Origin of the sequence: Paenibacillus agaridevorans, assembly GCF_018604145.1 — a bacterium.
In the GTDB taxonomy this organism is placed as follows: Bacteria; Bacillota; Bacilli; order Paenibacillales; family Paenibacillaceae; genus Pristimantibacillus; species Pristimantibacillus agaridevorans.
Map to the genome: position 1 here is coordinate 6,762,272 of NZ_CP075889.1, position 21,605 is coordinate 6,783,876.

Below are 21,605 nucleotides of genomic sequence, written 5' to 3' on the forward strand. Positions count from 1 at the left end.
GTGCCCTCGTTCTTGCGGTTGATGCACAAAGAATAGCACCTCAGCCGCAGGATAAGTAGTTCTCATCCTGCAACTGGGGTGCTATATGGCGTCTTATTGAGGTTCTTAATTTGAGGTTCTCATTTTAGGCTTTTTTATTTCATTTACTTAATTAAAGCTTTAATAAGATTTGTAAATATAGTCGCCACGCTTGCTCTATTGGCATTTGCAGATGGTGCAAAAGTATTGTTGCCAACGCCGCTTATTAAGCCATAGCTTTGAATCCTAGCCACTGCATCCTTAGCCCAAACACTAACTTTGCTTGCATCAGCAAAGGCTGGCTGGCTAGTGCTTTCTAATGTAATACCTTTATATTCGATGTAGTTATGAAGCATCACTGCCATTTGCTCGCGAGTAATGGATGCATTTGGATCAAACTTGCTATTTCCTACACCGGAAATAATGTTTTTATCTGCCGCCCAAGCAATAACGTTGCCATACCAAGCGTTGATATCGACATCCGTAAATTCCGATGTTTTGTAGCTTGTTAGGTCGGCATTCTCCATATTGGCAAGGACCGTAGCAAACATTGCTCTTGTCATTGTTTTATTTGGAGCAAACTCACCTTCTGCAACCCCATTGAAAAGCTGACGCGCCGCTACAAATTGTACCGCACTTGCATACCAGCTTGTGCTCAGTACATCTGCAAACTGTTTATTGTTATAGGCAATAACATAGTTTGAGAAATGACGAAGTGTCATCTTGACCGTGCCCGTCGCAGCATCATATCTACCTAGTACATGTTCCAGATTTCCGCTCTCGTCCAGGTAGTATACGACAATTGCATCCGCATTTTCGCCTGATTTCAAAGTGTAGGGCACAACGATTGAGGCATTTCCGCCATTAAAGCTTGATATTTTTTCATCACCGCTCATAACTGTAAAATCAAATACCGGTCTGCCCATCATTTGCGCTTTAGTTGTCGCTGATACAGATAGTGTACTTGGATCCACAGCACTTACAGAAACTTTGATATCCGCTTTAGCCGCTTCCGCAATTGCCTTTACAGCTGTATCGTCAAACGTAATGGATGCTACTGCTGTTGCAATCGTTAATCCTGCCAACTGAGCATCGGCTACTGCTGTCATCGATTTTTGCGGAATAGCCACTTCAACTGCCTTGGCGCCTGCTGGCGCTTCAACCTTGATTTCTACCGTATTTTTTGCGCCATTTGCAGTTTTTGCAAAAGCTACGGCATCTTCTACTGCTTGCTCCGTTAATGCTGCAACAGCGGTTCTGCCTGCAGAAGTTTGTACGAACTCAGCTGTAACCGTGATGATGTTCTCTTGCGTGTTCGGCGCTTCTGGAGTTGGAGTTGGAGTTACTGTCCCAGGGTTGCCATTGCCGCTGCCATCTCCGCCATTACCGCCGCTGCCAGGAATATCTTCATATATGGCAGTCAATGTTACTTCGTTTGCCGGCATTGTAAATAGCAATGGATTTGCAGTATAGCTTTCATTTTCAAGACCTTCTGCCGTCCATTTTACAAAACGTTTTCCGCTCGGAACTACGGCTGTCACCGTTACTTGCTTGTTTTCCTCGACTTGTGAGCGATTGTCAATCGCATTTCCGTCGATTAAAATCGTAGCTCCAGTTACAGTAAGCGTAGAGACAACCACTTCTTCTTCGATTGGCATGCCTCTTAGTACAGGGATGTTATTAACCGCATCCCACTCCCAGATGTTCGTGAAGTTCCAGCCCAAGCCTTCATAAGCAGCTTGTTGCGTCAAATCAGATGCTGACTTGCCTACGAAAGCAGGAACAATCCCCGAAGGCAATCCGGTCGTACTTAACTTCTCACTGTCAAAATAGTTGATGGGATTACTATCAATAATGGGTCTGCTGCCCGACCAATACGCTCCGATATTTTCCGATTTAACATTCTCTGCACCGGTTGCATCATAAACATCGTTTCGCAATACATTGCCATGCAACGTTTGCAGCAGACTGCCCGAGGAACCGCCCATATCACCGATTAAAGCAGCTTTATACGAACCAAGTCCATAAACGGAACCCGCTACATAGTTATTAACAATCACTTTGCCTGTCGTCGAATCTTTAACAACAATTGGTGAATCCGAACTGTTCCAATTGCTTCCGCCAATTAAGCCGCCGACTGTTTTTCCATAAACGGCTGCAGTAACAGCGGAGTTTTGCAAAGTACCTGCATGGAGCAATCCGACTACGCCGCCTGTATAGCTGCCCCCTCTTACTTCTCCATCTACGGAGCTGTTTTCAATCATACCCATAGACGTTCCGGCAATGGCTCCAGTGTTGTTATTACCCTTAATATTTACATGATCTAATTTAAGATTGGTTACCTTGCCGCCAGTGCCAATATAAGAGAAGAAACCGGTATTGTTTTCATCCCCTTCGATCGTCAAATGACTGATTGTGTAGCCTTTTCCATCGAAGGTTCCAATAAACGATGTTGGATGATCGCCGCCGCCAATCGCGGAAAAGTCCACGCCGCTCATATCAATATGTGCGGTAAGCTCATACTTTCCATCAATCGGATAGGCGGTTGTGCCAAAGCCCGCTGATAATGCGGCTAATTCGCTTGCCGTTCCGATTTGTACAATGCCAACTTCGACTTCGGCAGGAATAGCTCTAAGCAGAGGGACATGATTCGTTTCATCCCACTCCCAGATGATTTCAAAATCCCAGCCCAAAGCTTCATAAGTAGCTTGCAGCACAAAATCAGATGCTGACTTTCCGATTGTAGCAGCTGCAGGAATACCGCTTGTACTTAACTTGCCGCTGTCATAATAATTGACTTGGTCCTTATCAATAATGGGCCTGCCGCTAGACCAATAGCCGGCAAATTTGCCAGGATTAGCGCCAATTACTTCATTAGTCACTGCATTGCCATGGAAAGTTTGAAGCAGACTGCCCGAAGAACCGCCCATATCGCCAACGATGGCGCCAATATATCCGCCGCCGGCAGGCCCCGAAACAGTTCCTGCAACGTAGTTATTTAAAATAATATTGCCAGTCACTTCATCTTTTTTGGTAAGAGGCGAAACGTAGTTTGTGCCGCCGATCAAGCCCCCGGCCGGATCGCCATAAACGGTTGCCGTAACAGCTGAGTTTTGCAATGTGCCTCCATGAAGTACACCTACAATACCGCCGGTATTGCTTTTGCCCGTTACTTTGCCATATACGGTGCTGTTTTCAATCGTACCCGTAGAAAGTCCTGCGATGGCGCCTGTATTGTTGCCGCCAGTAATGTCTACATGGTCCAATTTGAGATTGATCACTTTACCGCCAGTACCAATATAAGAGAAGAAACCAACCAGGCTGCCGCTGCTCTCTATCGTTAAATTACGGATGGTGTGACCGTTTCCTTCGAATGTGCCTATAAATGATATCGGAGCAGTACCTCCGCCAATCGCGGAAAATTCCACACCGCTCATATCGATATCCGCAGACAACACATATCTACCGTCTACCGGATAATTAGACGTGCCAAATCCTTCTGACAAAGCAACCAATTCATCCGCTGTTCCGATTTTTATAACCTCTGCGGTATTACCTCCCAGTCCTGTCACTTTCGCAGTCGCGGCGCTTGCTGCAACACCGTTATAAAATCCGGTTCCCGTAGCAACGGCACGCAAAAATGAATCGACATCCATATCCTTAATCTTATATTGTGATGATGTTGCCCCTTCAATTGGTGTCCAGGTCGTACCATTGGTCGAACGTTCCCATTGAATAGAGGCAGTAGCGCTTGAAGGCGTAATAGACGCGTGTAGATTTTGCCCTTCTTTTGCAATTCCCGTCAAACTAATATTCGTAACCGTAAACTCATTAACTTCCTGCGGAACCGCTGGATACTGCCAGTCTTCCAAATCATACGTGCGCGGCTTGTTGGTCACCAGCACATCGGAATCCCCGGTTTGCAGGATATCCTCTTTATCAAATCCTTTGCTTGTTACTCTAATTTCGTCAGGTGAAATCGAAATATTGGCATATCCCCGTCCGACTTCTCTTACATCAATGTAGGCAATGGCAGGGTTTCCAGGGTCTTGTTTGTACATCGCTCCGCGGTTGTCCTTATTTGCGGAGTAGTTCGTCAGATAGGTTGTTCCGTCCCCGTAGTCAAGAACAACTTGGCCGCTCGCAAAAAGCTTGGTACGGGCATAAATATGGTCATGTCCCATCAGTACGATATCAATTCCCGCTTCATCAAAAGCATCCGTCCAAGAGGCTACAGGAGTAGGCATCCGATAACCGAACAGCGTTTTGTGGAACATGCCAACGCGCCATTTGGTCGGGTTTTGTTTGACGACGGACTTCATCCAGTCTTGCTGCGCTTTGATCTGCTCTTTACTGCTTTGATCCTGATAATCCATTACCAAAAATAGCGTGTCGCCATATACAAAATAGTAGTTGCTAGATTCGTGCTGCAGTTTCGTCATACCCGAAACCATGCGCTCCGTGCCATTGCCGCCGCCGTAGAAGGATACGCCATTTTTAGGCGGGTTATGGCGACCCAGGAAGTTTTGCAGCGCAGGGTCTACAGGAGCCCAGCTGTTATTGGCCCATTTGTTGCCCGCCCCGTCAAACTCATGATTACCCGTTGCCATGTAAAGCGGTACTTTCGAGAACAACTCTTGGTTAGCTTCAAAAAAAGCATCCCATTCCCATGTATCGAAACCAAAGTTGACCTGATCGCCCGAGCTTAGAACAAATGACGCATCTGGAAAATCCGTAAAGGCTTGCGTCAGCGCTTTATTGCTCATGTTCATATAACTATTGAGCGTTGCCTCATAGCCTCTAGTATCATTTGCTTGGGCATCGGAAATCCAGTTAAAATTAAACGTATCCAGATTGCTGGCTGGCGTCCTGAAGCTGGCTGGATTCGTGACGCTTGTCACATTCTGGAAACCATCGCCTACGCTATACACATATTCCGTGTCTGGCTCAAGGACAGCGGTTTCTGCCTTATGGCTTTGGACGGGTTCAACAGAATATTCTACCCCGGCACCTGTATAATTTAGATTTTCAATATTGCTTCTCAAATCGACCGTAAAATTAGTTCCCAACACCAAATCCGTAAACTTGCCGTCTTTTTCGAAGTCGGATTTTTTTGCATAAAAGAGCTGGGACGACGTCGTTGTTACTGGAGTTACCCAGTTGAAGCGTGCAATATACTCGTCTTTTTCCGACTTGCGCGTTTGTTCATTAAAGTTGTCATACATATACGTTACCGAGGTTGGTGCTTTGCCACCGCCTGTTGGCTGTGTAATTTCTTCTCCCGATTTTGCAATATTGAATTCATCAATGACGTAAAACGGTTTATCCTCGCCTAATGCTTTGTAGTATGCTTTATACGTTATGGCATTGCTGGAAACTTCTACCTTGCTATAAACACCAGGCGAATGGATGGATCCACCACCTGAACTCGACTTGTTCATGCGAAGATCATAGAAGAAATCATTCCATGAAGTATCTTCAGTGGCGTTTAAGCTGTACGCATAATTGTACACCGATCCGCCTATCACATAAGTAGGCGCCTCGCCAAACGGTACATTTTCAATACTTCCTTTACCAGGATCTGTAGAGGTAGTCTTTAAAGTCGATCTGGCATAGGCATGCTCATGACCATGCAATACAAGATCAATGCCTGCATCGGTAAGCTTTTTACCTGTTACATTATCTAATGCATAGTGGCTTGCACCAGGATCGTAAGGCGAAGCATGGAAGTATACGATTTTCCACGCTTTAGAAGTATTCTCAGCTTCTTCCGCCAGAAAATCCCATTGAATTTTTCTGTCTTCGGATGTAACAGCATACGAATTGAGAGAAATAAAAAGGGCATCTCCATATTCAAAAGAATATACCGTACCTTGCGACGCTTCGGACAAGCCGTCCGGTTTCTTTAATGAGCTATAGTTCAGTCTTGCTTTATACTGTATAAAATCTCTATCATAGGCATAACCGTCATGATTGCCTGGAGTTGCCATGATCGGCATCGTATCTAGCAGATTTTGAGCCGCATCAAAAAAGTATTGCCATTCATTAGATGAATTACCGTCCTCCACTATATCGCCCATATGAAGAAGAAACGCAGCATCTGCTTCATTTTCCTTCATATGATCGAACATTTTTGCAGTATTCTCATACGACTTTACATCATATCCCTGTGTATCGGGAGTAACAACAAATGAAAACGGCTTATTTTTAGAAGGATCCGCAGCAGCTGTAAAACTCGCTACAGCGCTATATCCATCAGTCTCATTTCCCACTTTATAGTAATATTCTTGTTCAGGCGTAAGATCCCGAATGACTACGTTAAAAGAATTTATGGGTGTAAATTCATTGGGTCTTTTTGTATTTGAGATAATAATATCTTCTTCTTTTGGCGTAGACATAGTTGCACTTACACTTACACCATCCGTAAGTGTAGGCGAGGTTCCATATACAATTTCCGAATCAGTTACTTTGGGATCCGTGACCCAGTTAAAACTCATCGCGGATTTGCCTGGCTCTGCCTCCCCAGCTAGTCCCATTGTCATTTGCGAGGGAACTTCTGCAGGTGCAGCAGCTGATGCGGTGTTCGGCGTGACAATTCCCGAAACAGTTATAAGCATTGCCAAAATTACGATAGTAATTTTAGACATTGCTTTTTTCACTTGATTCATCCCTAATAATCTCCTTTTTCAAAATAATTTTTAAATACTCTATAATTATTAGGGTCATGTGTTAATTTTGATGCGTTTTTATAATAATAATAAGTAAATACGAAAAAAAATAACTCTCCTAGCTGCCTTCTCATTTCGATGGCTGCTGGAGAGCTATTTTACAACTTGTATTTTGTTATCCCGTTACATTCTGACTACCATACTGTCTGTAATCGCAAGTTATTCCCTTATTCCATATAAACTAGCTGCTTTCTCTCAGGGTCCCAGCGCCATGTTAAAGCGCCATGCAGCCGTAGACCGCCATACCACTCATTCATACCCTTCAGCTTTACCCAGTCCTTGACTCCCGCGGCTGCTGCCATCCCTACCTCGGTTAATGCAACTTCGCAGTTTTCATGAGGGCCCCGTATCTCCAAAAGCGCATGCGGCCGTTCCGACATACAACGCAGTCGATACCAAAATTCCAAATCACCCATACCTAGCACGCTTAAACGGTTCCCGATTTCTTTAAATAGCTCGTGAGGGGTATTCACCCCATGCCGGATCAACTCCAAAGTTGTTTGCTCTACGATTCCCAGTCCATTCTTGGCGGAAGGCAGGCGGGATACGTGCAGTTCAAGTGCCGCGCGGGCGAAGGGCAGTGCCGATGTATCTTCATGCAAAATTTCAACATGCCTTTCTACATCCGGAGAAGCGTATGCCTCCCAGATTCTGCTGCCCGTATCAAGCTCCTTCTGTCCGATCCTCTGCCACGTACCTGCTAATGCTTCCAACTGCTTTGCTGAAAGCTGGCCCAGTCCTCGAAACAAATCAATACCCGGATAGTCGCCAATACACAACAAATTTAGTTTTGTATGACCTAGCGTCTGCTTTGAAAACCAATGCAACAAATAGCTTAACATAAGCTGATCAAACAAATCGTGCTCGAACCATAATACGATCTCGTTGTATTTGTGGAAGTTCTTCAAAATCTGTACCTGCGACTCATATTGGGTCACATAGTCATCTGCCGAAATGCCCAACGTTCTCTCCAGATATTCCACTCTGGGCGACCTCTGATGGGGCTCGTCCATTTCAACAAATACCGGGCCTACCGGATACACTTCTCTCCAGACCAGGATATCTCCGCGGATATTCCCCTCCCTTAACTTATCGCCGACAATATCTCCGTTTACGATATGGAGCATCGACAAACCTCCTTCGTATAGACTCCGTACACCGTTGTGAAAATAGTATACATTAAATCGGAGCTACCCGTCGAATCATCGATTCAACCTCTACCCACGCTATCTCTTCTTCTTAATAGCCACAAAGCGACGACAATAAATACCGCTCCTACAACATAAAATACAACTTTACTTGCCTCACCTGTTTTAGGTAGGACGTTTATTTCTACAGTTTCGATCGTCGGTTCAAATGGCGTTGGCTCTTCTACCGGTTCCGGTTCTTCTGTTGGCGTTGGTGTTGGCTCTTCTACCGGTTCCGGTTCTTCTGTTGGCGTTGGTGTTGGCTCTTCTACCAGTTCTGGTTTTTCTGTTGGTGTTGGTGTTGGCGTTGGTGTTGGTGTGGATGTTAGCGTTGGTGTTGGCGTTGGTGTTGGCGTTGGTGGCACGGGAATATTAAATTTCAATAGCACATTTCTTTGCACATCCAATACAGTGGCTGCGACCGCGCCTAAATCTTGAATATCATCGACATATCCCACTGACGAAGTGATAAACACATCGTTGACAGATTGCCCCATCATAAATTGGAGACCAATATCTACATCCAAAGCCGTATCATCATAATCGCCTTTAGCGATTGTAATCGTGATCGTCCTACTGTCAAGACTTGCATTGTTGTATGTTGATTCAACTACAGTCGCATTTGGATATCTAGCCTCCGTAGCGCTATCAAGCTGGACTGATGGTAATATGACCGTTCCATCATCGTTCGTTTCCGTTGCTTTATAGGATGCCGATACAACCAGATTATCATTTTCATCAAAAGATAATTGCCGATCAAATACATCCACATCCGCTTCTGTATAGGTTGGCCCTATAGGATCTAAGCTGATGTAGTAATTAAACAAATCCTCTCCCGCTGGTGTTGGCGGATAATGCTGCCCGCGCCAGTCATCCAAATCCGCTCCATTCGTGTAATGCCAAATGGCAAATTGCGTAGCCCAAAGCGCCATGTCTTCGTCCAAACCTGTAATACCAGTGGCCGCTTGCAAGTCTGCAACGCTTTTCGTCGGGAAACCATTGAGCAGAATCGCTCTTAGCGCATCCCCATCAATCGCCCTTCCATTAATGGAGTAGTTGTTAATATCTTTAAGCGGTGAGAAAAATTCTTCACCGGCACGATAACCGTGAAGATCATTTGTAAGTGGATAATCTCTCGACCTATCAAAGCAATAAGCTAAAATACCATCAGGAAGACCTGCTCCGTTCGGCCTTCGTTCATAAACTCCGTTATTATATTCAGCTAAAACAATGATAGGGTACATACGCACATCAGGAAACCAATGCTCTACGACTTCAAACTTCTCCACAACTGCAGGAGCTGCTTGGATAAATTGAAATGAAGTTGAACCGAGCAGAATAATTAGAAATATGGTTAGTTTCACTTTTAGCTTATTCATTTGACATCTCCCCTTCTCACTTTTGACTTTTAATATCTAACATCTATCCTCCTAATCATCGCGGTTATTCTAGAAACGCCTCTCGGAGATGTTCCTTTCCTACCGATATCGGTCTTTGCTGTCATTTATTGAATATTTTTATCGAATACGATTAACAATCAATGAAACTCAAAGAAACCACTCCTGAAAACAGAGTGGTTTCTTTGCATTATCTAGTTAAGACTTCCAACTGCCGGCTTACAATTCCCGGGCTTCCGATTCTTAATGAACCACTTCAAAGCTTTATTAGTTGCCGTATGACTTCTGCAAGACCTCGTGATAGGTTTAACCGCGGTTCCTTGCGTAAAACTGACTATGGAGTTGACGAACTTGCTCTGCTAATTCAGGAACAGGTCCATCTATTGGGGTATCCCGAATAACATCTTGAATGGGAAGATTTCGAACGCGCGATGGAGCTACCCCCATTTCACTCAACCATTGTACCAGTTGTTCGGACGAACATACATAAACGATCCGACCTAAACCAACCCAACCGTGAGCCGCTGCACACATAGGGCAATGTTCGCCAGAGGTATATACTGTCGCCTTGCTTCTTTCTTCAGGTGTCAGGTTAGCGGCTGCCCATCGGGCCAAAGCAAATTCCGGATGTTGGGTATGGTCGCCGCCTGCTACGTGGTTATGGTCTTCTGCAAGCACGTCTCCCTCGGCTGAGACAAGGACTGAACCAAATGGCTCATCGCCTTTCTCCAGCGAAATTGTTGCCAATTCAATCGAACGTCGCAGGTGCTTCAAATCCAAATCGCTTATCATAACTGAATCCTCCTCGTCTTTCGAAGATTAATATTTTTCCTACTCAAAAAGCCGTTCGTTCCAGAAACATTCTGGAAGAAGAACGACTTCTAAGTAGGTCGCTTACGATGAATTATTTTTATGCGATCGGTTTATTCGCCCGCCAGCATGAGCTTCTCCAGCTCAAGCGGTTCAACGTACACTCCGTCCTTGAAAGCTCTCATGTTTCCGCCGGATATTTCATCAATAAGAACAACTTGCCCGTCCTTTTTCAATCGGCCAAACTCCAACTTGATATCATACAGCTCGATGCCCTTCAAGCTTAGCTCGTCCTTTACGACTTGACTGATTTGCTTCGTCAGTTTTTCCAGCGCCTCGTACTCTTCGGCTGACAAAATACGCAGCATTTCAAGAGCAGACTTGCTGATCGGAGGATCTTGACGAGCATCATCCTTTAATGTCACTTCCACAAATGCATCCAGTGTTTGCCCTTCTTGCGCATACAGGCCATAACGACGAAGAAAGCTGCCTACCGCACGATAGCGACATATGACCTCAAGCCCTTGGCCGAACACAGAGGCGGGAGCAACGGTCATCGTTGCTCTCTCGATATCCGCATCAATGAAATGCGTCGGAATGTTCGCTGCATTTAATTTCTCGAAAAAGAACTTAGTCAAGCGGAGTCCTGCCCGCCCGGCACCTTCCATGACTAATCCGACTGTATTGGCGCCAGGATCGAATACACCATTCTCCCCTGTTACATCATCCTTAAACTTCAACAGATAATCCCCGTTTTCCAGCTCATATACATCTTTTGTCTTCCCTGTGTACAACCGATTCACAATGTGTATCCCCCTTCTGCAACAGTTAGATCCAGCAAATATTTTTTATTATAGCATAAGCGCTGATAGGTTAAGCTCATTTCGGCTCCAAACCCTGTGATTCGGCTAATTAATTCGGATAACCAAACCACAACTTGATAAAATTCCCATCCGGGTCGAAAACATCAAAGGATTTTCCGCATCCGCCGCTATCTTTAATCGGGCTCATCCTTATACCAGCTTCAACTAATCTGCTATGGCATTTTTCAATGTCCTCGCTAATTTCCAATAGGAGAACATGATTAGGTCTTCCTTTATGTTTAAAAGCTAATCGTTCTTCTCCATCAGTTTGTACAAGCATGATTTCAACGCCTGATGCAGGATAGATAAATACCTCTGTGTTGTCTGTTTCAATAGGAAGACGGTTTTTAGTGGTGTTAAGATAGAAACCCAATTGAAACACATAGAAGTCGACTGCACGTTGCATATTTGTAACTGGCACTTCGATACAAGCAACTGATTTTACTGTTGCTTCTTCTTTCACGCTTGGCAGCATCTTCTCATGTTTATTGATTACTTGGTCCCCATAATCCATCACACCACCTAAATAAATTAGACTAATCACCATTCATAAAAATTTTCCTCGATCAGCTCCTCAAATGAATCCGCTAATAACTTGATCTCCCCGGTATCGTGATAACAGATAAAAACCTTTCCTGCCTGATCGATGATGATCGGATCGCCGGACCCATCCATGGAAACGACATAACTGGTTCGTAAAACTTCTGCAATGGGAAGCTCCTTAAATTGCTCTCGGAACTCCAGCGTCAAATCGACAACCGTTTCATTTCCGAGACTAGAGCCATTAGAGAAGGCATGTACCGCTAGACCTGCATAGGCTCCCCCAAACGTTTTGATAAAGTGTACGTAGTCCTCGTGAAAGTTTACTCCCAACCGCTGTTGGGCCTTAACAATCTCCTCTTGGCTCGCCGGAAGGCCTACTAGCGTGCGCTTATCTTCCCGATGAAGAAAAGCAATTAATCTCTTCATTAACACATCATTCATGAGAGAGCCCCCTCCGTTCCCCATACTATTAGTTGCTCCTCTAATCATTGTTACCACAATTCGGCGAAATGCTCCAGCAATTGTTGACTGCTCAATGCCTCAAGTTCAAGTATCAAAAAAAAGATCGCGTCACCTTGCCGTTTGGCGAAGATGATACGATCTTAATTATGCTTAAGTTGCTTGAGGCCTTCCTCGTTTTCCTCCAAGGGGGAATGTCCTAAAGGGTACCGAAAGTAGTCAGAGACATCCATTCGCACAGAGCTAATCAACAGAAGGGTTAAAGTTATCAGTGCCAACAAGCCTATAATTGCGCGCTTTCTAAAGTTGTTTGCCTTATTCATTAGGCCCTTCCTTTCCATTTCCTTAACCGAAGTCTCTTCGAATTCCTCTTCCGATGCAGTAAGGCGTTTCCCAACAGTATACAGGGTGGAGTTTAAAACCAGTTTAAACCGGAGATCATTCTTATAAGCCGTATTGAACCAATCGCTCTCGCAGCCCTTCCGCCATTTCCTTGGGCAGCTCCCTGATCTTGATATCCTTGCCCAGGAAAAGCAGCCAGTTGGCGACGTCGGCCAACGCCTCCGAATCGTTAACGTTAACGGAAGTTTTCAACATGGCTCTCGTTTGGAAGGGATCGGTATAGGACAGGGACACCGTTAGCGGATGGTATTTTTTGAACTGGGCAATCGCCTTGGGGCCGAGCTCCAGAACAAGGTTGATGGCCTCCTCCCGCTGGCTTAGCTTCTCCCGTATCTTTTTCCGGCTTAGCCGCTTACTCACGGGATAGGGTTCTACATCGATAAGATGATCGACGGAAAAGACGACTCTCTTTTCTTCCGCCAAGTCGAAGCCCTCGATCAGCCAGAGGCTTTTTTCGCGATATAAGTGCAAGAGATAGACGGGATACGAATTCGTGTCGTTCCCTTCCCGGAGCGTGATCCACAAGTAGTTGTCCTCAAGAAGGATGCCGATCAGCTTCTCCAGAATGGGATGGGGCAGGTCCGACATCTCGAGCAGATCCGGATTATTCGGGTTGGTCCCTTCGAACAGCAGGATCTGATTTAACAGCACAAGATCGTCCTGCTGATTCTGCGAAATGAGTCCCAATAACTTCTCGGCTAAGGACTGACGGCTCTTGAGGTAAGGGAGCTGCTGATTCCTTGTCGCCATAAAGGCGATAAACAGCGCTTTGATCTCGTTATCGGTAAAACGAACGGTCGGCAGGACGGAATTGTTCATGACGAAATAACCCCCGTCCCTGCCCACTTCGGCGACAAGCGGCATCCCCATGGCCTCGATTTCCCTGATGTCCCGAATGGCCGTCGAACGCGAGATGTTAAATTCCCGCATGATTTCGGAAATGGTAAAAGAAGCGCGGTTGTTGATATACCGCATGATGATATTGATCCGCTCCACTTTTTTCATCGCTGCCTCCTAAACAGTGTCACTTTTTGACATGATTAAAAGTTATTATAAACTCAGCAGGGGAAAAGCAAAACCATTTCATAAAAAAGGATGGATGAAAACATGGCAAACTACACGCTTGAGGAAAAAGAAGGCTTTACCGTATTGGGTATGGGAACGGATCTGAAGAGCGATTATACCGACTATGTCGGCATCAACAAGGAGAAGCTCGACTTCTGGCAAGCGGTCAAACAAGACGGACGGCTTGACGCGCTAAAAGCAGTGGCAGCCAACGACTACATCTTCGCAGTCAACGAAGCCGTCAACCAAAAAATGATGTATTACGCCGGCGTAATGACGGATACTACATTGCCGGATGCCACCCGGGTGATTCAATTTCCTAAAGGCGAATACCTTGTTGTTCAGGGAGAAGCCGAAACGGCCGACGTACTGAGCAACCAGCTTACCGGAATCGCCTTCGGTCAAGTACTGCCGGAAGCCAAGGACTTCGCCTATGTGGGCGGGCCGAACGCAACCGTGGAGATGGGACAGCGGGACGGCTTGGTTTACGGCGAAGTGTGGATTCCCGTCGTCAGGAAATAAACCCGAATACTGGAGGAATGGACATGTCCTACGTTGTGGATTTCAAAGAAGTGTCTACGGTTGGCCTGGAATCTTCGCCCGTGCAAGAAGCGCTTGCCGGTCTACGCGCGAACGAAGCCCGCTACTTCATGAACAAATACAAACATGAATTCACCGTTACGCCGGCTGCCGAAAGCTCGGAGACGCTGGAATACGTAACCCGGATCCTGAAGGAAGAACGCGGGATCGAATTCGCGGCCAAGCCGCTAGAAACATCGAGCTTCCAAGTGGAGAACATCCGGTGGTCCTTCGTCTTCTACGAAGATGGCCTGGGCGTCAATGTCTTGTATACGATCGATGATCCCAAGAAACGGGCGGTTGGTTTCAAGCTTTCTGAGGGAATGGACGTGCCTCAAGAGTTAGAAGGAAAGTTTAAGTTCGCCCGGCAGAAGTCGAAGCTGGCCGGCACGATTCGCGGATCGTTTTTCGTGATCAAAGGGGAGTATTGAGGAATAGAGCACAGAAACGTCCATCACTTGTGAAGATTCGGTTCAGCCTAAAGGGTCTACCGGCGAAAGACGGTCTTCCAAGGATTCCGATAAACCGTCCCGGGATGTTAGATTCCCGGGATGGTTTTGTTTTTCTCTGTCGCATAATAAAGGATTCAGCAACCGTTATCCATTAACATATCATTGCGCGGGACAAGGCAATTTTACTTTATTCTGAACTATCAGTTACCGCACCTTTAGAGGCTGAGGAAACTAGTCTTGCATACTTGGCTAACACGCCCTTAGTTACTTTTAACGGGGGCTGCACCCATGCTTGCTCACGGGCAGCCAACTCTTCTTCTGTCACTTGAAACTGAATCTGCTGCGATTCGCTGTCAATGGTAACGATGTCCCCATTTCTCAGCAGCGAGATCGGTCCGCCTATCTGTGCTTCCGGTGATACATGACCGACTACGAATCCATGCGAGCCACCCGAGAACCTGCCATCCGTAACAAGGGCAACCTCCCCGCCAAGGCCCTTACCTACAATCAATGCGGTAACGGATAACATCTCCGGCATGCCGGGCCCTCCTTTCGGGCCGCAATAGCGAATGACCAGTACGTCCCCTTTATGGATTTCATTTCCCATAATAGCTTCCGTTGCATCCTCCTCGCTGTCATACACCTTTGCCGGTCCGACAAACCGCTGCTTGTTCATACCCGACATTTTGGCAACGGCACCTTCGGGAGCAAGGTTGCCTCTAAGCACTACCAACGGTCCATTCGGCTTCAGCGGCTTGTCCAATGGACGAATAATCTCTTGGCCTTTTCGAAGCGGAGATGCTTTAGCTAGATTCTCTGCCAAGGTTTCCCCCGTGACTGTCAGACAATCGCCATGAAGAAGTCCCTCAGCGAGTAATAACTTCATTACGCCCTGAATGCCGCCAACTTCATTAAGATCCTGCATGACGTGTTGGCCGCTTGGCTTAAGATCTGCCAAATGCGGAACACGCAGGCGGATCCGCTCAAAATCGTCCAATGTCAAATCGACGCCTACTGAATGTGCAATAGCCAGCAAATGCAAGAACGCATTTGTTGACCCTCCCAAGGCCATAACGACCGTAATTGCATTCTCAAACGCTTTTTTCGTCATAATGTCTTTCGGGTAGATCTCCTGCTCCAGCAGCGAGATTACCTGTCTACCTGCAGCTGCGCATTCAGCAGCCTTATCAGGCGAAACGGCTGGCGTAGAGGAAGAACCGGGAAGGGTCATGCCCAGGGCTTCCGCAGCGGCAGCCATTGTATTGGCGGTGTACATTCCCCCGCAGGAACCTGGTCCTGGGCAAACACTGCATTCAACCTTATGGAGCTGTTCATCTGTTATTTTCCCTTCATGATATTGACCTACTGCTTCGAAAGCCGAAACGATATCAACGTTTTTGCCGTCGAGATTGCCTGGTTGAATCGTACCTCCATACACGTAAACGGACGGAATATTCATCCTTCCGATAGCCATCAAACATGCAGGCGTATTTTTGTCGCATCCGCCAATCGCCACGATACCGTCAAAGCGCTCGGCCCCAGATACGATTTCAATAGAATCCGCAATGGCTTCCCTGCTTGGCAACGAAAAGAGCATGCCTCCATGACCCATAGATATGCCGTCCGAGACAGTGATTGTATTAAAAATTAGCGGAGCCCCGCCATGGTTACGCGCCCCTTGCTTTGCTTGAATAGCTAGTTCATTAATGTGCATATTGCATGGCGTTACCTCGCTCCACGTACTAGCTATGCCAATCATCGGCTTTTTGAAATCTTCATCCGTAAAACCAACAGCACGAAGCATCGCCCTGTTCGGCACCCGGTTTGCGCCTTCGCTTATTACCTTGCTTCGAATACGAAGATCCTTTCCATTTGCCATTGGTCCTTGCCCTCCCCGTTCTAAAGAATTTCGTGCAGTTCCTGCATCGGACGGATGAAATTTTGCTTCATCATTGCCTGAGCGCGTTCACTATCATTCATCTCGAAAGCTTCAATGATCGAGGAATGTTCATGAACGGAAGCTTGCGTAGCGGTAACAGACTGCTTTAAGAACACGTATTTAAAGCGCCGAATGTGAATTTGCAGCGATGCGCTGAATGAAGCCACATAAGGATTATCTGAAAGCTCCACCACAAGGTTATGGAACTGTTCGTCAGTCTCCATTGCTTGGTAAGCTTGACCACTCTTAATAGCACTTTCAAATTCCAGATTAATCGATCTCAGCTGCTCAATTTGCTCTGGAACAATAATTTTCGCGGTATTTTCTGCTGCTAAGGCTTGAAGAGCGGCCATCGTGGAATACATCTTGAGAATATCGTCTTTTTCAATTTCTGTTACTTTAGTTTCTTTGCCAGGATGCATGGAAACCAGACCTTGTACTTCGAGGAGTTGAAAGGCTTCTCGAATGGGTGTGCGGCTCACGCCAAGCGAATCCGCCAGTTCAGCGTCAATAAGCTTTTCGCCTGGTTGAAGGGTACCGTCAATAATCCACCGTTGAATCTGGGAGAAGGCTCTTTCTTTTGCGGACATTCGCACAGGCGAGACAAAATTTTTAGGTATTGGCATGGGGTATCATCCTTACTTAATTATTTTCCTATATGCAATATATCGCATATATATACTATATGCAATGATTTTGTCTATCTCGACTGCCGATCTTCATCTCGATCGTATCGATCCACGCGAAAAAGTCGATATACCGAATGTCATAGTCATTTGGCGCCAACTTCTTGTTTACGGCATCATGAAAATGTGCGGGCTCCAAGGCCAAACACTTGTGGCAGATTTCAGTACGTTATTTTGCAGGCAAAAAATCAGGGCACCCCGATATGGAATGCCCTGAATTCATGAAATGACTTGTATTCTTGCTTCAGCCGATAGACTGCTGCTCTTTTTCATATAACTGAAACATATCCATACCCGTGTCCAGAGACTTTGCGTTTTGGAAAGCTTCCTTGACGCTTCGTTTGTTCTGAATGAGGTCGTAGAAAAACCTCAGACCATTGTACAAAAAAGAATGAAACGATACGGCCGGCTCTTTGCCACTCACATTTTTCGCCGTCGCACTACAATATTTCGATATATCCTTCTGTTCCATGCACGCGAATTCGTTGTCCATCCTTTATCAGTTTGGTGGCATGATCCACTCCGACAACAGCCGGTAAGCCATATTCACGTGCGATCACTGCTCCATGGGTCATCAGTCCACCAACTTCGGTGACAAGTCCTTTCATGGATACAAATAATGGTGTCCAGCCAGGGTCTGTAAAGGAAGTAACTAATATATCTCCATCTTCCAGATCCGCTTCTTCCATATTTAGGATAACACGCGCTCGTCCCTCTATCACTCCGGATGAAACGGGCAAGCCTACAATCGCTTCGGCTGGGAGATTTTCTCGGTTGTACTTACCCATAATGATTTCACCGTCAGAGGTGATAACACGCGGGGGAGTTAGTTTTTCATATAATTTATACTCGTCTTTACGTTTGCTGATGATCTGGTAATCCAGTTTATTTGTGCGTACAACTTCGCGAAGGTCTTCAAAAGCGAGATAGTATATGTCTTCTTTATCATGAAGAACTCCCGCTTGTACGAGTTGTTCGGCTGCTTTCAATAATGCCTGCTTATAAACGAAGTAGCGATTGATCATGCCGTATTTGGGATATTCACGATAACCAATGAAATTCCGAATTAGGTCGATCATTTGTTTTGTTTCTTTGGCTTTTTGTTCGCCATCTTGGAGTTGTTCCAATCGGTCTAATATCTCTCTTTCTTTTTCCAGAGCTTCCTGTCGCCCTTGTTCAAATTTCCGTTTGCCTGAACCGGACTCGGATTCTTTTATGTGATTGAGAATCAAGGGAATAAGAGTAGTGGGTTTTTCACACCAACGAGTTTTAGTGATGTCGATTTCACCAGCACATCTCATGCCATATTTGTTGAGATAAGCCATTATGGTCTCTTGGGTTTCCCGTCCACCCTCGAACTTAACCAATTCATCCAAAAAGTTATCCTCTTTTACATGCTGTAAATAATGAATGACTTCTGGAAAAGGACGAATCACATCTGCAACATCCAACAACTCCAGACCCATTTCCGAAGTAATGTTGTTGGGTACAGATTGAGACAGCGTGTCTGCTACGTTTTTTTCACCCAACCACTTGTTCATTTTTTCATTGATCCATGTTGAAGCATCCATAGCGGCTATAATCACGCCTAAACCTTTGGGGTCAAATAAAATCTTCGTTAATTGCCGGATATCTTCTAGAATAAAATCAAATAAATCTGATCCTGATTTCGTTTGGATGTTATGTTTTAACTCTTCTATTGATGATTGACTGCTCTTAATCAAATCAGAAACGATTGTCGGATCGTGTTCGATTTGTGCTGGATAACCTGAAGACGCCATACCGTTGTTGCTTTTATTGGAACTTATTTCTTTTTTATCATTAGATAACACCTTTATAAAGTCTCCACGCTCTATAACGGTCATCAGTGCATCTTTTATGAGTGGATCAGATTCCCCCAAGGTATTTAAATAAATTTCGCTTTCAGATGAAGACAATTGATTGGTCACATCAACAAACAATCTTCCTCCAGCTTTACGCATAGGGGCAGGAGTCGTCAAGAGGAAAAAAGACAGCCCCAATGGTTTCATGGGCTCGGTCATCATTTGTTGATGACCGACAGATACATAGACGTGATTTTCTTGATCATTCGCTTCAGGGACCGGGTACAAAGTAGTGATTGGACGACTCTGGACAATATAAAATGTATCATCAACCAAACACCATTCGATATCTTGCGGGCAACCAAAGTATGCTTCGATCTGTCTTCCTGTACGTGCCAGTTGCAAAATCTGCCAATCAGTAAGTGTTTGTATCTTTTGCTGATCGGGATTGATCTGCCGGGTTTCTGTTCCTCCGTCTTTTAGTCCATAGATAGCCAATTTCTTGGTTGCTATCATCTTATCGACGATTACTTCTTCCTTTACTTTATAACAATCGGCAGATACCAAGCCGGAGACCAGTGCTTCTCCAAGTCCAAAACTTGCATCGATCGATAGCAACTTACGGTTAGAAGTAATCGGATCAGCTGTAAATAAAATCCCTGAAGCCTGTGGCAGAACCATCCTTTGTACGATAACGGATAAATAAACTTGACTGTGGTCAAATCCGTTTTGCATCCGGTAAATTACCGCACGATCCGTAAATAAGGAAGCCCAACATTTGCGTAAATGTTCCAATATGGCTTCTACTCCGACAATATTTAAATACGTGTCGTGTTGACCAGCAAACGAGGCATGCGGTAAATCTTCGGCCGTCGCGCTAGAACGCACGGCATAAGCATGTTTATCGCCATACTGGGTGAGATAGTGAGCAACAGCTTTCACAACATCGGAAGGAATTTCTGCTTCCATAATGATTTGCCTAATCTTCCTGCTGATCTCAGCAACTAGATCTCGATCTCCTGCATTTAGCCGTGATAGTTGATCCAACAAGGATTGCAACGTTTCATTTTGTTTGATGGCTTTTTGATAAGCTTCTGTCGTAACACAAAACCCTTCAGGCACTTGTATTCCTTGAATTTTAGATAATTCCCTTAAATTTAACCCTTTTCCTCCAACATGCGAAAGCTGCGTTTTCTCCATTTCCTGAAAACCCAGAACCAAAGAACTCAATCAACATCTCTCCTAACCATTAAATTTAGAAAAAACATTTGACAAGAGTTTGCCGGCATGGTACATTTATAGTATAAGATGCCTTTCTTTTGCTCATTTCTAAAAAAGTTGTAATTTGATTATATCATCATGTCCTGTTTATGTACAATAAAAAGAACTTGATCAAACGATCAGGTTCTTTTCTTTTTATTGATTTCCCCCTCCGTTAAAGGTGCTCACCGGCTTGGAGGCCTACGAATAGGTAGAAGGTTTGTTAAGTCCGATCAGCCGGAGTCTATAGAGATCCCTCCATAAACCTGATGAGGTAATCCTCGGACTTGGCGAGGAAGTCGGAGAAGCTGCACAAATCCGCGTATGTCTTGTGCTCCACGTCATAACAGCCCAGAACCTTGTTTTTTGGGTTCCATACCAGCTGCAGGCCGGAGTAATTGTCGATGTCGGCCGATAGGCGCAGCAGCTTTTGCCTGCCGACCTTCATCTCGATCGTATCGATCCACGCGAAAAAGTCGATATATCGAATGTCATATTCATTTGGCGCCAGCTCCAAGCGTAGCTTATCCCCTGTAAGAAAGTCGACCAGCTCGCCGGATAGTTTGTACGTTTTAAGCGCCAGCTTCTTGTTAGCGGCATTATGAAAATCGGCGGGCTCCAGCGATTTCAAATAGTCGGCCATGGCTGCCTGCTTATTGCTGACCGCGATCGTATACGGCCGCTCGCCGTCCTTTTCCGCTATCGTGACGTCCGCGCCGCGTTCCACCAAAAATTTGACCATGTCCATCGCTCCCATGCGCGCGGCCACGGTTAGCGGAGTCGCTTGATAAGGATAGACCATATCCGCTTTGTTGTAATTGATGTCCACGCCCTGGTCGAGCAGGTACGTTAGCGTCTTATAATCATGGTCCGACACGGCTTGACGCAAGACGGGACCGCCATGCGCCCGAATATCCAATCCCAGCTCATGAATAAGCGGAATATGGCTTTTGTTGCCATAGTAAGCCTGCGAATAAGCGCCCGACCCCGTGTGATTGGGCTTGTCCATCTTGGCACCGTGCGCCGCAAGGTAACGAACGACGTCCTCCTTGCCGTAGCGAACGGCCCGCAGGAAAGCCGGGTTATGATGGACATTCAGGTTGACGCCATGCTCCACCAGCAGCTTTACGACCTCGAATTTCTGCGATACAAGCGCCAGATCGAGCGGGCTCAGCGTCGTGTGTTTGCTAAGGGCGATACCCTCTTCGATATTCCAGCCAGCCGCAATGGCAGCCTGTAGTGCGGGTATATCTCCTTTGTAAATGTGCATCGCGATTTCCGGCAGTTGCTCGAATTTTCCTATATCTTTCAGGACGATCATCCGTTTCCCTCCTCCATTAAAGTCCCAATCCGCTTATCTCCATTATAAGGAACGCTTATCCTTTGGGCTGTAT

Annotated in this window: 14 protein-coding genes; 2 read left to right on the forward strand and 12 right to left on the reverse strand. The window is 45.7% G+C overall.

Features of this window, described 5'->3' with window-relative positions; genetic code table 11:
* Positions 1-143 precede the first annotated feature (143 nt).
* From KJW29_RS27085 to KJW29_RS27120, 8 genes are all read right to left on the reverse strand, one after another.
* Entirely contained in the window at positions 144-6,686 is a 6,543-nt protein-coding gene (locus KJW29_RS27085) for a metallophosphoesterase (RefSeq protein WP_214627001.1), read from the reverse strand.
* A gap of 227 nt (positions 6,687-6,913) precedes the next feature.
* The gene (locus KJW29_RS27090) at positions 6,914-7,873 is read right to left on the reverse strand and encodes a DUF1835 domain-containing protein (RefSeq protein ID WP_214627002.1); all 960 of its coding nucleotides are present in this window, start codon (positions 7,871-7,873) and stop codon (positions 6,914-6,916) included.
* Between the two features lie 83 nt (positions 7,874-7,956).
* Complete coding sequence (locus KJW29_RS27095; protein ID WP_214627003.1) at positions 7,957-9,312, reverse strand: TQXA domain-containing protein; 1,356 nt, start codon at positions 9,310-9,312, stop codon at positions 7,957-7,959.
* Positions 9,313-9,636: 324 nt separating this feature from the next.
* Complete coding sequence (locus tag KJW29_RS27100; RefSeq protein ID WP_214627004.1) at positions 9,637-10,122, reverse strand: nucleoside deaminase; 486 nt, start codon at positions 10,120-10,122, stop codon at positions 9,637-9,639.
* Positions 10,123-10,253: 131 nt separating this feature from the next.
* On the reverse strand, positions 10,254-10,943 hold the full coding sequence (locus KJW29_RS27105) for a phosphoribosylaminoimidazolesuccinocarboxamide synthase (RefSeq protein WP_214627005.1): 690 nt from the start codon (positions 10,941-10,943) through the stop codon (positions 10,254-10,256).
* 109 nt (positions 10,944-11,052) lie between these two features.
* Complete coding sequence (locus tag KJW29_RS27110; RefSeq protein ID WP_214627006.1) at positions 11,053-11,550, reverse strand: VOC family protein; 498 nt, start codon at positions 11,548-11,550, stop codon at positions 11,053-11,055.
* On the reverse strand, positions 11,544-11,987 hold the full coding sequence (locus KJW29_RS27115; protein WP_214627007.1) for an SMI1/KNR4 family protein: 444 nt from the start codon (positions 11,985-11,987) through the stop codon (positions 11,544-11,546). Before KJW29_RS27115 ends, KJW29_RS27110 begins: the two co-directional genes overlap by 7 nt.
* Positions 11,988-12,449: 462 nt before the next feature.
* Complete coding sequence (locus KJW29_RS27120) at positions 12,450-13,412, reverse strand: helix-turn-helix transcriptional regulator (RefSeq protein ID WP_214627008.1); 963 nt, start codon at positions 13,410-13,412, stop codon at positions 12,450-12,452.
* Between the two features lie 102 nt (positions 13,413-13,514).
* On the opposite strand from KJW29_RS27120, the gene KJW29_RS27125 reads away from it, so the two are divergent.
* Positions 13,515-13,994 (forward strand): GyrI-like domain-containing protein, encoded by a 480-nt coding sequence (locus tag KJW29_RS27125; protein WP_214627009.1) that lies wholly within the window; start codon positions 13,515-13,517, stop codon positions 13,992-13,994.
* A gap of 23 nt (positions 13,995-14,017) precedes the next feature.
* A complete protein-coding gene (locus tag KJW29_RS27130) occupies positions 14,018-14,482 on the forward strand; it encodes a DUF8821 family protein (RefSeq protein ID WP_214627010.1) in 465 nt (154 codons plus the stop codon).
* A 208-nt stretch (positions 14,483-14,690) separates the two neighbouring features.
* Here the strand turns inward: KJW29_RS27130 and ilvD are convergent, their stop codons facing one another.
* From ilvD to KJW29_RS27150, 4 genes are all read right to left on the reverse strand, one after another.
* Complete coding sequence (ilvD, locus tag KJW29_RS27135) at positions 14,691-16,382, reverse strand: dihydroxy-acid dehydratase (protein ID WP_214627011.1); 1,692 nt, start codon at positions 16,380-16,382, stop codon at positions 14,691-14,693.
* A 20-nt stretch (positions 16,383-16,402) separates the two neighbouring features.
* Entirely contained in the window at positions 16,403-17,068 is a 666-nt protein-coding gene (locus KJW29_RS27140) for a GntR family transcriptional regulator (RefSeq protein ID WP_214627012.1), read from the reverse strand.
* A 500-nt stretch (positions 17,069-17,568) separates the two neighbouring features.
* Complete coding sequence (gene ppsA / locus KJW29_RS27145) at positions 17,569-20,181, reverse strand: phosphoenolpyruvate synthase (protein WP_214627013.1); 2,613 nt, start codon at positions 20,179-20,181, stop codon at positions 17,569-17,571.
* Between the two features lie 274 nt (positions 20,182-20,455).
* Positions 20,456-21,532, reverse strand: a complete 1,077-nt coding sequence (locus tag KJW29_RS27150; RefSeq protein ID WP_214627014.1) for an ankyrin repeat domain-containing protein — start codon at positions 21,530-21,532, stop codon at positions 20,456-20,458.
* Between the last annotated feature and the right edge of the window lie 73 nt (positions 21,533-21,605).